The organism is Imperialibacter sp. (assembly GCF_040222815.1).
Lineage (GTDB): Bacteria > Bacteroidota > Bacteroidia > Cytophagales > Cyclobacteriaceae > Imperialibacter.
Genome location: NZ_JAVKCH010000022.1, coordinates 494082 through 513719, shown reverse-complemented (window position 1 = coordinate 513719; position 19638 = coordinate 494082). Strand labels below are relative to the sequence as shown.

The following is a 19638-nucleotide window of genomic DNA, read 5'->3' as shown; positions in this document are numbered from 1 at the left end:
AAAATAAAGACAAGGACGAGTTGTAGAACTATCGAATATATTTGTCGTATGTTACCTCGAAGACCTCATTTTCTATACCTGTTAGCCTTGTGAAGGATACATTAGCCGTTAGCCTGTTTATTAGTCTTCGGCTGCCGTCTAGACCTATATCAATATCAATAAATTTGTCATTTAGGTATTTGACAAAAAAAACTTCGTTTTTTTTGTAGTTAAAATGATAGTGCTCGATAGAACCGGCTTTTTGTGGGGACGAGTTTTTTGAAATGCTAAGCTCTTTTCCTGAAATGAAAATATGGTACCGTTCGTATTTCGAAGAAGCAACGTGTTTCCGAGTTAACGTCCAATCCCCTTGCATCATAGAGCTATCAAATGGGTCGGGTCTAGTTAAAACCTCTGGGGAAAGCATTTCTTGAATCTTTTTCGTTTCAGCCTCCCTAAACTTGATAACCTTACCTAGGTTTGATACCTGCTCTGTAAGCTTTCTGTTTTTTAATTCAAGTTCATTTGATAGTATCTGGAATTTGGAAAGGTCAGTTTGAACTTCGGACAGTTTTATACTCAATTTGGTATTTGTATCTGTCGTTTCGGCTAGTTGCTCTTGTGTTACATTTTCTGCATTGATGATTTTTTCAAGGTTTTGAAGGCTCGTATCAAGGCGTTCCCTGTCACGCAAGTACTTATTCATTTTTACGCTTCGCTCTTTGGAAATGCTGATATTTAAGTTGTCACTATGTTTATCAAACCAAGTAACTATTGCACTTGCAACTAGCTTGAAAAACAGATATACAAAGGCTGACATAACCGGGAGCAAAAATGAATGAACCCAATCCGTATTACATCCGATATATTCAAGCAAGCTAAACAAACCTCCTTCCCAATAAAAAAGGGCCAGTGTGATTTCCCAGTTCCAAAGAAACCAAGACAAGATAAATGAGAAAAAGAAAGGGTTGTTTAGTCGTTCTTTGGCGTTGCCGAAAAACTCTTTGATTTGATCCATTCTAGGCAGATTAGTTATTACAATATAGATCTTTTTGAAATCCACCTTCCAATTCTTTTAAAGTTTCGCTCAAATTTGGCCTGAGCCGAGCAATAATTGAATCTTGGTAAACTAGGTCTTCTTCTCTTGCGTTCGCCTACGGGCTTCTATTGTGGCTTAAATGAAAAAAAACATTTAGTTGACGGGGCTTTCAATGTAGATATTGAATCAGTATCTATTGTCTGAATTTAAAAAGTCTGTCTATGCTTCCTTTCTTCTCTGCTTCTTCCATATCCAACGAGATATAACTTTCAAGCGCTGTCAATGAAGGTTGGGTGAACTTAATAATATGATTAATGGGAACCCCTTGATTGAAGACCACCCGTCCTTGTTCGGGATTTCAATTCGCTAAGCGAGAAGCCCGCCCCATGTCGTAGGATCAGTCACCCGCCACTGCGTCTATGTGCTAAGCCCCTATCCGGCTACCTGTTAACCGCTTATCCAGGTGGTAGACAAGCGCTTATACCCATAGCTGACAAGCGCTTACCACATGGGTAGTAAAGGCGTTATTTCGTTCGAGATAAGCGCTATACCGGAGTGAGATAACAGCTTAACAGGAGGCTATGGTGCGCACCATAGGTAGTCAGTGGTGGGCAGCGTAGGTAGTGAGTGCCGGGCACCATGAGGGGGTTTGGTGCGCACCAAACTGAAGAGTTTGGCGTGAAAGAGGCGAAAAATGGGGTAAATGCCCCTATATGTATGAATATACGAAAATCAGGCCAGTTTTGGGGAGGAGGGGCGTGTTTTTTACCCTGTCAGGCAGGCAACCCCGGCGATGCACAGACTACAAAAGTTTTGTCTGCTAATAGTAAAGCTGATCGGCTGGCAGTCGCTCTGGGAAAGTGTGCATTGGCTGAGGTGCCAAACTTTTGCAGTCTCGCCCTCGTGGCTAACTCAGCCTGCTGCTAGTGGCTGTTCTTTCCTGGCAATAAAGTGAGCGAAGCCAATAAATATCACTACGAGATACCAGAGGGCAAAAACGCTGACAGTGTTTAAGGTGCCTGCTCCCATAAAAACCAAATAGCCCATGGCGACACCAGCAGTGAAAAATGCGGCTAATTTCAGGGTTCCCTGTCCATCCAGCGCATGGGAATAGAGCAAAAAGCGCAAGAGCAAAGCCACCGTAAATGCCAAAACGATAAATGTTAAGCCACATGAAAGGAAATACAACAAGAAGGTCTCAGTCTTCGATGCATGACCGAAAGTCAACCCGGTAACGACTGATAGCACAGCGGCAAGCAGCAAGAGCGCCCCTCCTGCTACAAGGGCTTTGTTTGTCAGTGACTTTACCCTAATAAAAAGACTGGGAATGATCGCCAGTAAAGCGACGGGGAAAATAAATCGGTTGAAGTCCGATGCCTCGCCTGGGCTTTCATACATGATGTGAAGAGCACTTTGGAAAAGAAGGAAGATCAGTGACGCCGATATTCCAGCAACTAAAATCAATATTGAATGCAGTCTGTAGTTGGGATTCATATCCTTTCGCCATTATTCCAGTTATCAATCTACCAAAAAGGCGAGTATAAAACAAAAAACAGGCTACGCCTAGGGCAAACGCATTTAAAACAAATTGGACAAATTATTATCAAAGCTGTTTTTCTACCCCTGCCCTTAAGGGTGAAACAGCTTTGAAATTCTCTTTCCCTTTAGGGTCAGGGTAAAAAAGAAGAATTTCAAAGCTAAATAGTTTTAAATGCGTTTGCCCTGGCTACGCCAGCGACCTCCAGATATAGAAGACGATGTAAGCTTCCCACCCTGGAAATCGCCGGAAAAAATCTTCCAGCTCTTTTCTTGTTGGCTTTCTATCGAGACCTTTCAGCTGCTTGTACCCATTGAGCAGTCCGGCATCGCCATAGGTGATGGCGTCGGGCCTGCGCAGGCACTTCATGGCTACGTAATTGGCTGTCCACTCGCCTACACCTTTCAGGTTCATCAGGCTTTTCAGCATTTCCGGCGTGCTCTCCATCAAAGAAAGCTTTTCAACGGAGATCTCTCCTGCCAAAAAGGCCTCGGCCACAATGTGCAGGTACCTGGCCTTCTGGGTAGAGTACTGCATGGCCTTCAGGTCTTCGAAAGAAAGCCGGAGCACTTGCTCAGGGGTCGGGAAAACATGGTAGGTGTCTCCCTCGTAAGTTTCGCTTTCTCCTACCGCCTCCACAAGTGCTCGCTTCAGCTTGTAGGCAAATGTCAGGTTGATCTGCTGGCCAATGATGCTCCAGCAAAGCACTTCAAAAAGATCGGGGATGGAGATCAAACGAAGCCCCCAGTACTTTTCAACAAGCTGATGGAGGTGCGGATCCCGGCTGGCGATGGTCTTCAATGGGCCTACATTTCTTCCAAAATCAAACCATTCGGTGATGTAGTTGACAATCTCAGGCTCGCTGGCCTCTCCTCTTAGCAAATCAACCCGAAGAGCTCCAACCGTTTCACTAATTCTTAAAAGAGAATGCCCATGACTTCCAATTCTCAAAAGCTTGGTCACCGATCCGCCCTGCACCTTGTGCAGGCAGTCGTCGAAGCCCCTGTCGAGAAACCACAGGCATTCTTTAAAACTAAAATTATCGGGTGTTGGGATAGAAAGGCTAAGCGGCATGCATCTCCTCTTCCTCCATGGTTCGCACTTTTTCCCAGGCAATCAGGCTCAACTTGCGGTCGTTGCCCCAATGGTAGCCGCCAATGCCACCGTCTCTTCTGATCACACGGTGGCAGGGTATCAGCACGGCCACAGGGTTACTGCCAATAGCCGACCCCACCGCTCTGGAAGCTTTGGGATGGCCGATATAGTCGGCAATTTGCTGGTAGGTACTTAGCTGTCCTTCGGGAATTCGCAGCAGCGCCTCCCATACTTTGACCTGAAAGGGTGTGCCCTTCAAATTCAGCTGAATGGGTTGCTGGCTTGCCTCACCCACTCCGAAAATTTGCTCCACAGCCGCCTGGTTAGCATCGGCATTTTCCGTCAACACGGCCTCGGGCCACTCTGCTTGCAGCAATGCCCGCCCCTCTTCAATGGAGGCGACAAACTCCAGCTTGCAGATGCCCAGGTCGGTGGAAGCAATCACCACACCTCCGAACGGAGTCTCGTGAAAGCTGTAGTTGATCTTCAGGCTGTTTCCTTTGCTTTTGTAAGCGCCTGGCGTCATGGCTTCGATGGTAACGAAGAGGTCGTGCAATCGGCTGGAACCCGAAAAACCAGCCTCATACGCCACTTCACTCAGGGACACATCGCCCGTTTTCATCAATTCCTTCGACAGGTTGAGGCTGAGAAACTGCTGAAACTTTTTGGGGCTGATGCCAGCCCAGCTGGTAAACATGCGTTGAAAATGAAAGGGACTCAAATGCACGGCGTCTGCTACTGCTTCGAGCTTAGGCTGCTCTTTGAAATGCTCACTGATGAACTCAATGGCTTTGGCAATTCTTTGGTAATCGTTCATGGCTTCAAAATTTACTCAAAAAAACGGCAAAGCCATATGTATTGAAACCCGAAACTTGCTGAATTAAAATTGGATGCCCGATTCAAGGTTTTCTATTGAAAAATCGATTTCCACTTTTGTTCCCTTTCCATATTCACTGCTGAGTTTGATGTCGCCACCCAGCTTAGTCACCATCTGCTTCACGATGTAGAGGCCCAGTCCTGAGCCCTCCACCCTATCGGTGGCCCGCTGAAACATTTGGAACATTTTTGGCAGATATTCCTTCTTAATTCCAATACCGTTGTCTTCAAAAATAATTCTAAGAAAGCCTCCTCCCGATAAAACTGAAATTATCAGATAGTTGTCTTCCAATTGCGTGTTCTGAAATTTAACAGCATTGTTCAGTAGATTTTGAAAAATTTGACTGATCCTCAATTTGTCAAGTATCACCACGGGATTTTCCAATGAAAAATGCTTCTCAATCCGCAAATTTCTATAAAGCGGATCACCTTTCAGACTAACCAAACATTCCTCCACAAGCTCAGCGACCTCTACTTTTTCGGCCTGCACCGGCGTTCGGTCGTTTCTGGTAAACATGATCATTTGGTGGATAAATTTATCCAGCCGCTTACCCCTGTTTTCGATAACCGTGATGTATTCCTTCATTTTCTCGCCATCACTTTCGGTCATGGCAATGCTGGCAATACCTAAAATGCTTGCCAAAGGTGCTCTTATATCATGCGAAGTATGGTAAGTGAAAAGATCAAGCTCTTTGTTGCGGATATACAACCTCTCCACGGTGCGCACCAACTCTTCATTTTTCTGTTTTAATTGATTTTGCGCCTCGTTTAGTGCCTGGTTTAGGATCTGAAGATCGTCATTGACCTTTTCCTTTTCATAAAGCAATGCCTGGTTGGCAACATCAAATTGCTCAATTACCCGAGCCTTCCTAAATAGAAACCAGGTAGTAAAAATGGACGAAAAAGCAGCAAGCAAGACAAAGGCAAAACCAAGGTCGTAATACCCTAAGGCAGTGCCTGTGATAAGTATTCCACTGACAATTGCTGGTGTCAAAACAGTAAAAAGCCAACGTCTCAAAATTATTCTGCCACCCATATTGTCCGAGTGCACCAAATTAAACACACTGTAACGGCTTTTGATCAGAGTAAGAAATAAGTTGGAAAAAAGTACGGCAAAGCAAAAAGCTGTATGAAGGGCCATTGAAGAAAAAAACGAAATACTATTGAAGGACTTGTAGTCGAGCAGGAAGCCCAAAAGAGCCGTAAAACAAACGAATAACGCCCCTATGACGATTATCTCCAGCATTCGCACCTGGGCTCTGGTGACGTGCCCCTTTGAGAGTCCGATTGTGACAGAGATAGCTACAAACAAAAAAACCGTAGCGCCCGACATTCTTAGCGTAAGACTGGAGCTTTCAGGAAAAAAAAGCTGGCCTGTCAGGGTTTCGTACACATGCATGAGGGAAACAATTAAGACGACCCCAAGTCCCGCAGCGGACACAAAACCTGAATAGTGAATTGCCCCCACACACAAAAGAAAGCAAAGTGCTGTAGCAGGCTTCATCGTCTCAAGCCCCGGAAGCACACTTTGGAAAACCTCCAGGTCAAAGACCCACCCTGAAAGCACGAGGGCTGTTACGGCAACAACTATCAGGTAAGACCGCTTTAAAAGAATCAAATTGTATGGGGTTAGTAGACCAATTTACTGCACAAATAACTGGTTCAGGCAAGAGCTCTTTTGTCAGATTAGTATCAACTATCCAAATAAAATGGTATAATAATCAACCCTAATTAGTAATAATATAGCAAAAAACCATGCCTGTCCTGTAAAATAAGACCCATAGAAAAGTATTGCTGGCAAAAAACTGCTGCTGATCTGATCAGGACAACCGGCTCACGTCCACCGTCACTACCATCTTTTGACCACCATTGCTGTAGACAATTCCTTTCAACGGCACCACGTCGGCAAAGTCACGACCAAAGGCTACCCGGATATGCTGATCTTTCACCAGTAGGTTATTTGTGGCATCGAACTCCACCCATCCGATGCTGGGGATATAAATAGCATTCCAGGCGTGAGAGGCGTCGGCGCCCACCATCTTTGGTTTGCCCGGAGGGGGTATCGTTTCTATGTAGCCGCTTACATATTTGGCCGCCAGGCCGAGCGACCTGACACAGGCAAGGGAAAAATGGGCGAAATCCTGACAAACACCTTTTCTGTGTTTGAATACTTCTTCCAAAGGTGTGCTGATATCAGTAAAGCCCGGCGTGAATTTGAAATCTTTATTGATCCGCTTGTTGAGGTCAAGCATGGCATCCATCACAGGCCTGCCCGGCGTAAACGACTCAAGCGTATATTCCTTTACCCCAGGAATAAAGCTCACGTACGTCGACTCCAGGTAAAACTGGCGAATGTCGTTCATAGCGTCCGTGGTTTGCAACCAGCTTACAACGTCCTCCCAGGGCTCTGTTTGCTTTGGGTCAAGGTTCGCCCAATCAGGCAGCCCTATTTCTACTTCACTTTTCGACTCTACCAGCAGCTTCTGATGAGTTTTTTGCACCGAAAAATAGATGAACTCATTGTCAAAAAAGTCCTTTCGTGTGGCCAGATAATTCGGCTCCGGGAATATATTATACTTATACGATTTTACCTGCTGAAAAGGAAGCCGGGCCGGCGTTTGCACCACAATATTGTGGCACAATGCTGTGGGCGTTTGGTAGTCGTATTTCGTAATATGGGTGACTCTGTATTTCATGTGTATAAAATTTGTTTTTCAGCGGCCACCGGTTCGCCGGTGCGATGGAATAGCCCCAGTTCCTTTGAAAATGAAAATCGATTGCTCTACGACGTTATTCATTCTCGTTGGGTGTGGCTCTCCTTATGGCTATTTCATGTGTATAAAATTTGTTTTTCAGCGGCCACATGGAATAGCCTGTACCATTACGGAATAGATCGTAGTCTGTTGACTGGTTATTCATCGTTCCACGCCGGTCCGTTGGGTAGGGTATTCCTTATGGCTATTTCATCTCAGTAGTTGGAAATGTGCTGCCTTAAATCTCAGGCAATCTGTTGGCCTTTACAAAACCATACTGGCTTTGCGTGTGGCTGAAATAGCTTTCGTATATCAGCGTGGAAGCTTGCTGCAAGAGCTGAATGATATCGCCCAGGAACTGTTTTAATTCCTTGCGTGTGTCAGCGTCAGGCTTCAGCTCGGCCAACTCATTGAGGTCAACAAGTCTGACCTTAGAAAGGGCCTCCAACAGCTTTTTCCGGGCTGGGCTCAAGCCAGTGCCTATACCCAAAGACGGCAATTGCTTCAAGTGATCGTCGATGCGCTCGATCATGTAAACGATAGCCCGGGGGTTTCTGTCGTCGGCAAGTAAAAGGTTCAGGACACCCAGCACTTCCAGGTTGGAACGATAGCGGTACCGGTAGGTCACCAGGCTTTCGTTGCTCATCAGAATCAGCTCGATGAGCGATTTTTCCTGGTCAGAAGTGGATTTGGCCGACAAAGTGGCCTGCAGCATCAGGCAAGTGCCAATAGACGACTCAATGAAACGCCCAATGTTCAGCAGCCTCCAGGTCGACTCCCTCGTCATGTTGTCGATATTCAGCCCGTTGAACGCCATCATATGCACAATCAAATGATCCAAACGATGGTAGATCCCTCTCAGGTTGGTGCCGTTCATTTTCATGATTTCCCATTCTTCGGAAATCAAGTCAAGGATACGCCAGGTATCCAGGCTAAGTCGGTCCCTGATGGCATAGCCGTTAGACAAGAAAGACTTGAGCGAATGACCGAGCGACCCAAAGCGATTTTGATCGATGGCCAATGAATAAAGCTCCTTTTCAGGATCTTTGAGTACCCTCTTGTCGTGAAAGCCCGGCTGAGTGCTTGTAAGGGAAGTTAGCCCCTTCAGCAGCGTCACCAGGGTTTGATCATGCTCAATATTGATCTCATCATCCGTTTCATTGAACTTCCGCAGCACAATCCGCATCAGCCTGATGGTGCTTACCGTTCGCTCCAAATAGCGCCCCAGCCAAAATAGGTTTTCCCCGGTTCGGCTTGGAAGTATATTCTCGGTTTGCTGCACAATGACCGGTGGTCTATTCACTTGCACCTGCTCTTTGGCATGGCCCAGCACCCAGGTGTCTTTGCTGATGCCGCCGGATTGGTTAGACACTATAAACACTCCTTTTTTGGGAGAACTGCGGGATAGCCCTCCGGGCATCACGTGGTAGGTTTCGTTTTCAGAATCGGCCACCACATAGCTCCTGAATACAGCATTCCTGGCTTCCAGCTTTCCGTCTATCAGTGAAGGTGTCGTCGAAAAGTCGACCATCTCCTGTCCAACAAAAAGATAAGGTCTGACATTAATTTCCGCTTTCAACTGCTTTATTTCTTCCTTGCTCAGCTCTCCACCATACACCGATTTGTTTTTATCATTTCGGTAGATCATCCTGATGATCAGCTTTTCAATATTTTCGAGGACGTACTTCTTTTCCTTTTCCTGCCCACACCACCAGGTGGCCACCGACGGCAGTATCAACTCCTGTTGCAATACGTGCCTGCTTAGCTTAGGTAAAAATGCCATCAAGCCTGGGTTTTCGAGAATGCGGCACCCAAGGGGGTTGATTACCATTACGTTTTTCTGTCTCACCGCCTCCATAAGGCCGACGACTCCCAGGTGAGAGTCAGCCCTGAATTCAAGCGGGTCACAAAAGACGTCGTCTACCCTTCTTACAATCACATCCACTTTTTCAAGGCCTTTGAGTGTTTTCAGCCAGATATAGCCATCGCTCATGGTTAAGTCCTGGGCAAAAACGAGGGTAAAGCCCATGAAAGAGGAAAGGTAGGCGTGTTCAAAGAAAGTCTCATTCGACGGCCCGGGAGAAATCATCACAATCCTCGGATTCTCTTTGTTCTTCCATGAAAGCGTTGAAAGGGTGTTCTTAAGGGTTTGATAGTAGGAAGAGATTTTCCTGACTTGATTTTCCCTTATCATGTCGGGGAACACCCTGGTCATGGCAGCCCTGTTCTCCAGCGAGTAGCCCGCTCCGGATGGAGCGTCGGTTCTGTCGTGCAACACCCACATTTTACCGTTGGGGCCACGGGCAAGGTCGGCAGAATATTGCACCAACTGCTGCGGACCTGGTATGCGAATTTTGTCGGCCTGGCGGAGAAAGCCCTGATGATTATAGATCATTTCGAAGGGAATCAGGCCCTCTCTGATCAGTTTTCTTTCGCCATAGATATCCGAAAGGATAATATTGAGTAGCTCGGTCCTTTGAGAAAGGCCCTTTTCTATGACCTCCCATTCGCTCTGACTGAAGACCATCGGAACCGGATCGAGGTTCCACGGGCGGTTCATTCCGTTGGGGTCGCCATATACGTTGTAGGTCACCCCGTTTTCCCTGAGCTGCTGCCCCACCTCCTTGTTCCGCTGCTCCATTCTCTCAATGCCCAGCTTTTCATAGGCATTGGCCAGTTTTTCCCAGTGAGGCCACACCTTACCGTCCGGAGTGGTCATCTCATCAAAGAACGGCTCATTGGAATTCGTTCTGTCTGCCAGGTACGATTTAATCATCGCCAAATCTCACTAATTTTTTGTGATTCCATCATTGAATCGACAAGATATTATAGCGGTGGATAGCAGGGTTCTACTTTCGCCCCTTGTACCTCCTGAGGTCCATGGTGTTAGGATAATCCTGATTAACTTCCTCTATTTTAATGTCATAAGTGGGCAGGATATTGATTTTGGTTACAAACCGACCAGCTGCCTGAGGCTGCATCACTGTCGGCTCCACCATGTTGATGGAATGGCCAAAGTCGAAGAAGCGTGAAACCCGCCTGGCTTCTGCTTCATAGCTATTGACCGGGAAGGTCGCATAGTTTCTGCCACCAGGATGAGCCACGTGGTACTGACAAGCAGCTACCGATTTTTTCGTCCATGTGTCGTAGATGTCAATCACTAAAGGTGTATCCACTCCCAAAGTGGGGTGCAATGCCGATGGAGGAGCCCAGGCACGATAGCGGATACCTGCTACATATTCACCCTGAGTACCCGTGTTTTTCAACGGAATGGCAAAGCCGTTGCAAAGCAGTTTGTAGCGAGACTCAGTCAATCCGGTAATTTTCACCTGAAGGCGTTCAAGCGAAGAATCGACAAAGCGGGCCGTGCCGGAGCTTGACATTTCCTCACCCAGGACGTGCCAGGGTTCAATACCCATTTTCAACTCCACATGGATGTCGTCCACCTGTAGCTCGCCAAGGAAAGGGAAACGGAAAGCAAAAAACGGATCGAACCAGGCTACATCAAAAGCGTAGCCGGCATTCTTTAAGTCACTCACCACCTCGGTCATGTCTTTATAACAATAGTGAGGTAGCATGAACTTGTCGTGCAGCGATGTGCCCCAGCGCACCAGCTTGTGGTTGTACGGCGTTTTCCAGAACCAGCTCAGCAGCGTTCTGATTAACAGAAACTGCACCATGCTCATGCGGTAGTGGGGTGGCATATCGAAGCCACGGAATTCCAGGATGCCCAGGCGACCTGTGGACGAGTCGGGAGAGTAGAGCTTGTCGATGCAGAACTCCGCCCGGTGGGTATTGCCGGTAATGTCCACCAAAAGATTGCGGAAGATGCGGTCGACCAACCAGTAGGGCACGTCATTTTCTTTCATGTCGGGCACTTGTTGGAAGGCGAGTTCCAGCTCATAAAGAATCTCGTCTCTGCCTTCATCTACCCTCGGTGCCTGGCTGGTAGGGCCAATAAACTGCGTAGAAAACAAATAAGAAAGCGCCGGATGGTGCTGCCAATAAGCAATAAAGCTCTTCAGTACATCAGGCCTGCGAAGCAATGGGCTGTCTGCGGGTGTGACACCACCAAGGGTGACGTGGTTGCCCCCGCCGGTACCGGTATGGCGGCCATCCAAATTGAATTTCTCTGTAACCAGCTTGGTTTCGGCGGCCTTTTGGTACAGGATGTCGTAATTGTCTTTGAGCTCCTTCCACGAAGCCGCTGGATGAATATTCACTTCGATTACTCCCGGATCGGGCGTAATCATCAGCTTTTGAATTCGATTGTCGGACGGTGGGTCGTATCCCTCGATCAGCACCGGTAGCTGCAACTTTTCCGCCGTCTGCTCTATGGCCGACACCAGCAGCATGTAATGTTCAAAATGCGTCACCGGAGGCAGAAACACAAACAGTTTTCCCTGCCTGATTTCAACACCCAGTGCTGTCTTGAATATTATGTTGTCATTATTAAAACCCTTTCCTTCTTTTACAAATTCAGCCTTCACATCGCCTATGGCCGGTAGCGCATTTACTTCCTCGAAAAGGCTTCTTTCAGGTCTCACTTCCAGCTTGTCCTCATCGAAATGCTGAATCGATTTTAGCGGCAGCCGCAGCCCTGCGGGCGAATTGCCCGGGATAAGGAACAAATGCTTTCTTCTGAACTCCCAGCGGCAACTCTGCCAGTTTTCACTCTCAAAGTCCCACTGAAGCGGCACGGTGAAGGCCACTGGACTGTCCATGCCCTGGCTAAGCAGCTCAGCCAGCTTCTGTCTTTCCAGCGAAGACTTCAGGTCTTTTTTCAACGGATCCACATTCACAGGCACCTGGCTTTCTTCCCATGCGAAGTAAAAGGGATCCTCATAGCCCGGATGAATATTCTCAGGATCGAGGTGGAGCGACTCCGTCAGGGTATTCATGAATTTGGCGGCATCCTCGTGGGTGAGCTTATAGTCCTTGCTAAGGTCAGCCATGAGTTTGTCGTTGTGCCAGAGCGGAAGCCCATCCTTCCTCCAGAAGCAAGCCAGCTTCCAGCGGGGCAAAGGTTCGCCAGGGTACCACTTGCCCTGGCCATACTGCATAAGCGCACCATTGCCAAACTGGTCTTTGAGCTTATGGAAAAGTTCGTTGGACAGCTTGCGCTTGTGCTCCCCATCGGCATCGGTGTTCCACTCAGGTGCCTCGTTGTTGCCCATGGCCACAAAGGTGGGCTCCCCTCCCATGGTCAGCCGCACGTCATTGGCTACAAATTCCGCATCTACCTGATCGCCAATGGCCAGTATTTGGCTCCACTGCTCATCGGAATATGGCTTGGTCACCCTGGGGCTTTCGTGAATACGTGTAACCTTGTTTTCGAAGTAAAACTCCGTTTTTACCGACTCAGCTGCCCCGGAAATAGGTGCTGCACTCTGTGGGTCGGGAGTGCAGGCAAGCGGAATATGACCTTCACCAGCAAACAGGCCGGAAGTAGGATCGAGCCCTACCCAGCCAGCACCGGGTATGTACACTTCTGTCCATGCATGTAAATCGGTAAAATCCTCCTCAGGCCCGGACGGCCCCTCCAACGATTTCTGATCAGCCTTCAACTGCACCAGATAACCCGACGCAAAACGTGAAGCCAGCCCCAGGTGGCGTAAAATCTGAACCAGTAGCCAGGCGGAATCCCTGCAGGAACCAGACTTCAGCGTAAGGGTTTGCTGGCAGCTTTGCACGCCGGGCTCCATCCTGATCCGGTAGGCTATGTCCTGGCTAAGCATTTGGTTGAGCATCACCAGCACGTCCACGGTGATCATGTCCTTGGTGATCTTCTGCCTGGCCCTCTCAATCCATTCATTCAGGATAGCGTCGTTCTCAGTCACTTCCAGGTAAGGTTGAAGCTGCTTTTGAAGCGACGCCTCATATTGAAAAGGAAACTTCTCAGCATATTCTTCAACAAAGAAATCGAAAGGATTAATGACGACCATCTCGGCGATCACCTCCACGTCGACAATGAAATGATCGACCTTTTCAGGAAAAACAATCCTGGCCAGGTAGTTGCCAAAAGGGTCTTGCTGCCAGTTGATAAAGTGGTTTTTGGGCTCAATGTTCAGGGAGTACCCTTTGATCATTGTGCGGGAATGAGGAGCAGGCCTAAGCCTGATCACCTGTGCGGAAAGTTCGATCTCTCTTTCGTACTTATAACTAGTATAGTGGCGGATGGCTACTCTTACGGACATATTTTACACCTAAGTTTGGCTCAATTTAGTGGCTGAAACCATTAATAAAAGGCAAATCTCTCATTTAATGTTTTGCTGAGCACCTGCGTATTTACAGGCCCTGGCAGAAGAAGAAAAAGGGGATTGCAAATTTTTAAATTTATCACTAAAAATAGTCATATAATACGACAATAAATAGCCATAATATGATTTTATTGAAAACTTCATAAACATGGACGTGCTTAAGTGCGAGCAATCACAATTGATGCTCATCACAATATTTTGCTATCGCTTACCATATTTTACCATCCTTAAAATTTCGTAACAAACTGGCACCAATTTCTCGTCTATTTGTGTTCAAGTTGTTTTAATCGGGGTAATGAAGAAAATTCTAATAATCGCAGTTATTGTAGTGGCCGGAGGGTTGGTATTCTTTCTCACACGCAACGGAAATGGAGAGGCACCAGCGCCTGTTACCGCCACCTCGCCAGGCAAAGGATTGGTAGCTGAGGTAATTCTTGTGAAAGACACCACGCTGGAAGAAATGGTCAACGTGTTGGGAACCATATATGCCAATGAAGAAGTAGAGGTTGCCAGTGAAGTGGCTGGTCGGTTGGTGAGGATCAACTTTTCAGAAGGCCAGTTGGTCAGAAAAGGACAACTCCTTTTCAAACTCGACGACTCGGAGTTACAGGGGCGTTTGAAAATACTGGAAGCTCGTAAGAACTTTGTAAGCTCATCTGTAAAGCGGATGGAAGCGCTTTACGAAGCAGAAGCAGTGAGCCGTGAGGAATACGAAAACGAATTGAACTCCCAGGAAGTGCTTGATGCTGAAATTGATCTGATTCAAATTCAAATTAGCAAAACAGGCATTCTGGCACCTTTTGACGGCAAAACAGGGATAAGAAGAATTAGCCCGGGCGCCTACGTGAACCCAAACACAACACTCGTTCACCTGGGGGATATGGGAAAAGTGAAAATAGAGTTTCCGCTTCCTGAAAAATATGCAAGCAAGATCAAATCGGGCGATAAGGTCACATTTACTGTGGAGAATGATAGCCGTACATACGAGGCCACCGTCAACGTGGTCGATCCAAAAATTGACCAGACGACCAGAAGTTTGTTTGTAAGAGCGCTTTCCGACAACAAGGATTTCAAACTGGTGCCTGGCTCGTCAGCTTCGGTGACCGTGCCTATTGGCGGCGAAGAAAACACACTTTTGGTGCCTTCTCAGGCGCTTATCCCAGATTTATCGGGGTATACGGTGTATACAGTTAGAAACGGGAAATCGGTTCAAACCACAGTTACTGTCGGTTTGAGAACCAGCAATTCGGTGCAAATCACTTCCGGCCTCAGCAAAGGAGACACTGTGATGACAACCAACTTGCTAAGAGTGAAAGAAGGTTTAGTGATTGATCCTGTTGTTGCTAACGACTAAGTAAATGAGCAGTATTTCTGAAACCAGTATTCGTAAACCCGTACTAGCGGTAGTGCTCTCCATCCTGCTTTTGCTCTTTGGAGTAGTTGGCTTCTCATTTTTGGGCACAAGGGAATTTCCCGCAGTCGATCCGCCGATTGTGACCGTTACCAGCACCTACGCAGGTGCCAGCCCTGACGTGATTGAATCTCAAATTACCGAGCCCCTGGAGCAAGCCATCAATGGTATCGCAGGTGTACGCACTATTTCATCGGTTTCAAGAGAGCAGGCAAGTATTATCACGGTTGAGTTCAACCTCGATGTAGACATAGAAGCAGCGGCCAACGACGTCCGCAGCAAGGTATCGAGGGCTGTAAGGAGTCTTCCGCCGGAAGCCGATCCTCCGATTATAGACAAAGCCGACGCCAACTCACAGTCGGTGATGTTTCTTACCATCATCAGCAACAGCCGCAACATGCTGGAGCTGACCGATTTTGCAGAGAATGTACTGAAAGAAAGAATCCAGACCGTTCCGGGCGTGAGTGGCGCCTATGTGAGGGGTGCCAGAAAGTACTCTATGCGGCTTTGGATTGATCCGGTAAAAATGTCGGCCTACCGAATTGTGCCTCAGGACATTGAGTTGGCATTGAAAAGGGAAAATATTGACTTGCCTACTGGCCGGATTGAGGGAGATAAAACAGAGCTCACCATCCGCACCGACAGCAGGCTGGTGACACCGGAAGAGTTCAACAACATGATCGTCAAATCGGAAGGTGGCCGACAGATCAGGTTCAGAGACCTTGGGTTTGCTGAGCTTGGTAGCGAGGATGACCGCACCAACTTCCGGGGCAATGGAGCCAAGGGCTTGCTTTTGAGTATTCAGCCGCAACCAAATGCCAACGAAATTGAGATCGCTGACGAAATCTACCGCAGGCTTGATGCCATGAAAGATGAGGTGCCCGCCGACATAGAAATTAGAGTAGCCAACGACTATACCAAACCCATCAGAAAGTCCATCGAAGAGGTCGAAGAAACCTTGCTGATCGCCTTCATACTGGTGACCATGGTGATCTTTGCCTTTCTGCGTGACTGGCGATCCACCTTCATCCCTGTCATTGCCATCCCTATCTCGATTATTTCGTCGTTCTTCATCATGTACATTGCAGGGTTCTCTATCAATGTACTTACGTTGGTAGCCATCGTGCTGGCCATAGGCCTTGTGTGCGACGACGCCATTGTGGTACTGGAGAACATCTTTGCAAAGGTAGAACAAGGCATCCCTCCTTTCCAGGCGGCCATACAGGGTTCTAAAGAAATCTACTTCGCCATCATTTCCACCACTATCACGCTGGTATCCGTGTTCATCCCCATCATTTTCATGCAGGGTTTAACAGGCCGTTTGTTCCTGGAATTTGGCGTGGTGCTGGCTGGTTCCATTCTGGTGTCGGCACTGGTGGCACTCACACTGTCGCCGATGATGTGTGCCGTTTTACTGAAAAAGCACACAAAGCCTTCCCGCTTCTATGCTGTTACTGAGAAATTTTATGAGGGCTTGGGTGCTGGTTATGCCAAAAGTCTGGCTGCATTTATGAAGTATCGCTGGCTATCGTTCGTCGTTGTGGCGTTGATGTTTGGAATGATCGCATTCTTTGGGACACAACTAAAGTCAGAGTTGGCTCCTTTGGAAGACAGGGGTATCATTCGTGCCTCGGTGAAGGCGCCTGAGGGGGTTTCGTTTGAGTACATGGACAAGTACATGGAAGAGCTGGATGCCTGGGTGCTGGACAACGTGCCGGAAGTGAGAACTACTGTGGCGTTGACGGCCGTGATCCCTGGTGGTGGTGCGTTCAGTCCGGTAAATAGCGGCGCTGAAAACATCTTCCTCGTTGATGCCAGCGAAAGAGAGCGGTCGCAAGACGAAATCTTCAAACAGATATCGAAGGGATTTGAGCAGTTCACAGCCGTAAGGGCGTTTCCGGCTCAGCCTCCTACCATCGGAGCACGTTTCGGGGGGCTTCCGGTGCAATATGTCATTCAGGCACCTGACGTAGAAAGCCTGATTGATATACTACCCAAATTCCTTAATGTTGCCCAGGAACATCCTGACTTGAAGTTTGTGGACAGCGACTTCAAAGTAAACAAGCCTGAGTTGAAGCTCCGCATCAACCGTGAGAAGGCCAATGAGCTGCATGTGCCTGTGTTTGATATTGCCAGAGCCATCCAATTGGCCTATAGCGGGCAGCGCTATGGCTACTTCATCATGGGAGGCAAGCAATACCAGGTGATCGGGCAGCTCTCAAGAGAGAACAGAAACGAGCCGGTCGACCTAAAGGCTATCAATGTACGAAACAGCCTGGGCGAAATGGTATCGCTCGACAACCTGATTTACTACGAAGAGTCGGTGAGTTCTGCCGCCATTTACCGGTACAACCGTTATGTGTCTGCCACTGTATCGGCCGGCATCATCGACGGAAAAACGCTTGGCGATGGCATAAAAGCCATGGATGAAGTGGCCGCTGAAATATTACCAGCCAACTTCAAAACAGAGCTTGCCGGGCAATCGAAAGAATATGCCGATAGCTCATCAAGCTTGCTATTCGCCTTCATGCTGGCACTGGTGCTTATTTATCTCGTACTTTCTGCACAATTCGAAAGCTTTGTTGATCCACTGATCATCCTTTTCACTGTGCCCATGTCCATGGCGGGGGCCTTGCTCAGCCTTTACATCATGGATCTTACCCTGAACATCTTCAGCCAGATTGGCATCATTATGCTGGTGGGACTGGTGACCAAAAACGGCATCCTGATTGTGGAGTTCGCTAACCAGCGAAAAGCTGAGGGCGTCACCAGGCTCGATTCGGTGATAGAGGCGGCTCATGCCCGTTTCAGGCCCATTCTGATGACAACGTTTGCCACCATCCTCGGCATTCTACCCATCGCTCTTTCTATCGGATCAGCTGCGGGCAGCCGCCAGAGTCTGGGGGTGGCCGTGGTAGGGGGAATGATTATTTCCAGCTTCCTTACGTTATATATTATCCCGGCCATCTACTCCTATATTTCCAGCAAACGGACATTTGACCCCGAGGTAAAAGCTGCCGAAAGAATGGAGAGACATCGCAAGGTTGCGGCTAATTTATAATGTAAAGTTTGCCCTCTCCGATGGCTCTTTTCTCAATGAAGAGCCACCTACTTAATTGAGTAAAAGTCATAGTAGGATGAGTAATTCCCGCAGTTAGTTGAATACCCATAGGTGTGGGCAATGGAACTGTGTTTCAAAGCGTATAAAGTTCAAGTCATTTAAAGAACCATACGCCATGAAAAAGCTCTTATTCTATTCAATCCAAATCTTTTCTTTGTTCGCCATCGCCGGCTGTTCCAAAGACGATGACCTTATCAGCACCAGCACAGAAATAGCTGACACCACCAGCGTCGCCTCTGAATCCTATTCTATGGTGAATGACTGGATATCGGAAAACATGAGTTTGTATTACTACTGGAACACCTCATTGCCGGCCTCCGCCGACATCAACGACTATCCGGAAGATTTCTTCTATAACCTTCTGCATTCCTCCGATTATTTCTCTTTCATCACCGACGATGCAGCTAGCTTGATCGACGAGTTGAGTGGCACCACCCTGGCGCTGGGCTTTTCGCCTGCTTTTGGAAAGTTCAATGACTCGGATCAGGTGTTCATGATTGTGGAATACGTATACAATGGCTCTTCTGCTTTTGAGCAAGGGCTCAAACGAGGCGATATTATCCTGAAAATCAACGGCGAACACCTGGATACCGACAACTACTATGACCTTTACAGCCAAAGTGGTGGTTATAGCGTAACTCTTGGCTCCTACATCGACGGGGCGATTTATGAAACCAGTACCACCTACGACATTACGGCCACCTACCTGGTGCTCGACCCAATTATTGATTACGAGATAAAGGAGATAAACGGGATTAAGATCGGGTACATGGTGTATGTAGAGTTTATTGCCGGAGACAATGACCAGTTTTTGAGTAGCATGGATCAGGTAATAGGCGAGTTGAAAAGCCAGGGCATTACGGAACTTGTGGTAGACCTGAGGTACAATCCGGGTGGTGAGCTAACAGCGGCACAGCACCTCGCAAGCCTGCTGGCGCCGGCCAGTGCTGCATCTTCCGGAGAGGCGTTCGTGACCTTCAACTACAACGATGACCTTCAGAATTACTTTCTCAGAACGGAAGGCAGTAATTCTGACAACCTAAAAATGACGCTGGAAACCAATAGCAATAATCTCAACTTAAGCAGAATTTTCTTCCTTACGACTAATGGCTCTGCATCGGCCAGCGAGTTGATCATCAACGGGTTGGAACCTTACATGAACGTAGTGGTTATTGGTGAACCCACATATGGCAAGTATTATGGCTCTTATGTGATCTATAACACCGACACCCCACCCACACACAACTGGGCCATTGTTCCGGTAGTAATGAAGTATGCAAATTCACTGGGAGTAACGGACTTTGTTAACGGACTAACGCCCGATGTTTATATCGAAGATGACCTTTTCTCTGCAAAGGAATTTGGAAACATTACAGACCCGATGCTGGCCAGCGCCATCGAACAAATAACCGGTTTATCAGTCGGCAACGCAAGAGCGCTTTCACCACAAAAGAGCTACAGCACGCTCCACAACAAGGCAAAAATGACAAAGGGAAATGTAATGGGCGTGCTTAGCCCAGCCGATATTTTGAACTGACATTAATAATAAGATTGTAAGTAGGTAGTA

General features: G+C 47.6%; 11 protein-coding genes. 3 read left to right on the top strand and 8 right to left on the bottom strand.

The window, feature by feature from the left end; all coding sequences use genetic code 11:
- Positions 1-28: 28 nt before the first annotated feature.
- The 8 genes from RIF36_RS11965 to RIF36_RS11930 all read right to left on the bottom strand — a co-directional run bounded on the left by RIF36_RS11965 (position 29) and on the right by RIF36_RS11930 (position 13476).
- A complete protein-coding gene (locus RIF36_RS11965; RefSeq protein WP_350127443.1) occupies positions 29-997 on the bottom strand; it encodes a hypothetical protein in 969 nt (322 codons plus the stop codon).
- Between the two features lie 933 nt (positions 998-1930).
- A complete protein-coding gene (locus RIF36_RS11960) occupies positions 1931-2512 on the bottom strand; it encodes a hypothetical protein (RefSeq protein ID WP_350127446.1) in 582 nt (193 codons plus the stop codon).
- Positions 2513-2744: 232 nt separating this feature from the next.
- On the bottom strand, positions 2745-3629 hold the full coding sequence (locus tag RIF36_RS11955) for a DNA-3-methyladenine glycosylase family protein (RefSeq protein WP_350127449.1): 885 nt from the start codon (positions 3627-3629) through the stop codon (positions 2745-2747).
- On the bottom strand, positions 3619-4467 hold the full coding sequence (locus tag RIF36_RS11950) for a bifunctional transcriptional activator/DNA repair enzyme AdaA (RefSeq protein ID WP_350127452.1): 849 nt from the start codon (positions 4465-4467) through the stop codon (positions 3619-3621). Before RIF36_RS11950 ends, RIF36_RS11955 begins: the two co-directional genes overlap by 11 nt.
- 63 nt (positions 4468-4530) lie before the next feature.
- Positions 4531-6144, bottom strand: coding sequence for a sensor histidine kinase (locus RIF36_RS11945; protein ID WP_350127455.1), 1614 nt, complete (start codon positions 6142-6144; stop codon positions 4531-4533).
- A 202-nt stretch (positions 6145-6346) separates the two neighbouring features.
- Positions 6347-7222, bottom strand: coding sequence for a transglutaminase family protein (locus tag RIF36_RS11940; protein WP_350074793.1), 876 nt, complete (start codon positions 7220-7222; stop codon positions 6347-6349).
- 295 nt (positions 7223-7517) lie between these two features.
- A complete protein-coding gene (locus RIF36_RS11935; RefSeq protein ID WP_350127720.1) occupies positions 7518-10055 on the bottom strand; it encodes a circularly permuted type 2 ATP-grasp protein in 2538 nt (845 codons plus the stop codon).
- 73 nt (positions 10056-10128) lie between these two features.
- On the bottom strand, positions 10129-13476 hold the full coding sequence (locus RIF36_RS11930) for a transglutaminase family protein (protein ID WP_350127457.1): 3348 nt from the start codon (positions 13474-13476) through the stop codon (positions 10129-10131).
- Positions 13477-13834: 358 nt separating this feature from the next.
- On the opposite strand from RIF36_RS11930, the gene RIF36_RS11925 reads away from it, so the two are divergent.
- The 3 genes from RIF36_RS11925 (at position 13835) to RIF36_RS11915 (ending at position 19608) form a co-directional block, all read left to right on the top strand.
- Positions 13835-14893, top strand: coding sequence for an efflux RND transporter periplasmic adaptor subunit (locus RIF36_RS11925; RefSeq protein ID WP_350127460.1), 1059 nt, complete (start codon positions 13835-13837; stop codon positions 14891-14893).
- Between the two features lie 4 nt (positions 14894-14897).
- Positions 14898-18011 (top strand): efflux RND transporter permease subunit, encoded by a 3114-nt coding sequence (locus tag RIF36_RS11920; RefSeq protein WP_350127463.1) that lies wholly within the window; start codon positions 14898-14900, stop codon positions 18009-18011.
- Positions 18012-18186: 175 nt separating this feature from the next.
- Complete coding sequence (locus RIF36_RS11915; protein WP_350127466.1) at positions 18187-19608, top strand: S41 family peptidase; 1422 nt, start codon at positions 18187-18189, stop codon at positions 19606-19608.
- The last annotated feature ends 30 nt before the right edge of the window (positions 19609-19638 follow it).

Excerpts from the sequence above, each read along its gene's own strand:
- RIF36_RS11955 (WP_350127449.1), bottom strand. The coding sequence starts at position 3,629 with ATGCCGCTTAGCCTTTCTATCCCAACACCCGATAATTTTAGTTTTAAA.
- RIF36_RS11925 (WP_350127460.1), top strand. The coding sequence starts at position 13,835 with ATGAAGAAAATTCTAATAATCGCAGTTATTGTAGTGGCCGGAGGGTTG.
- RIF36_RS11965 (WP_350127443.1), bottom strand. The coding sequence starts at position 997 with ATGGATCAAATCAAAGAGTTTTTCGGCAACGCCAAAGAACGACTAAAC.
- RIF36_RS11940 (WP_350074793.1), bottom strand. The coding sequence starts at position 7,222 with ATGAAATACAGAGTCACCCATATTACGAAATACGACTACCAAACGCCC.
- RIF36_RS11950 (WP_350127452.1), bottom strand. The coding sequence starts at position 4,467 with ATGAACGATTACCAAAGAATTGCCAAAGCCATTGAGTTCATCAGTGAG.
- RIF36_RS11935 (WP_350127720.1), bottom strand. The coding sequence starts at position 10,055 with ATGATTAAATCGTACCTGGCAGACAGAACGAATTCCAATGAGCCGTTC.
- RIF36_RS11960 (WP_350127446.1), bottom strand. The coding sequence starts at position 2,512 with ATGAATCCCAACTACAGACTGCATTCAATATTGATTTTAGTTGCTGGA.
- RIF36_RS11930 (WP_350127457.1), bottom strand. The coding sequence starts at position 13,476 with ATGTCCGTAAGAGTAGCCATCCGCCACTATACTAGTTATAAGTACGAA.
- RIF36_RS11920 (WP_350127463.1), top strand. The coding sequence starts at position 14,898 with ATGAGCAGTATTTCTGAAACCAGTATTCGTAAACCCGTACTAGCGGTA.
- RIF36_RS11915 (WP_350127466.1), top strand. The coding sequence starts at position 18,187 with ATGAAAAAGCTCTTATTCTATTCAATCCAAATCTTTTCTTTGTTCGCC.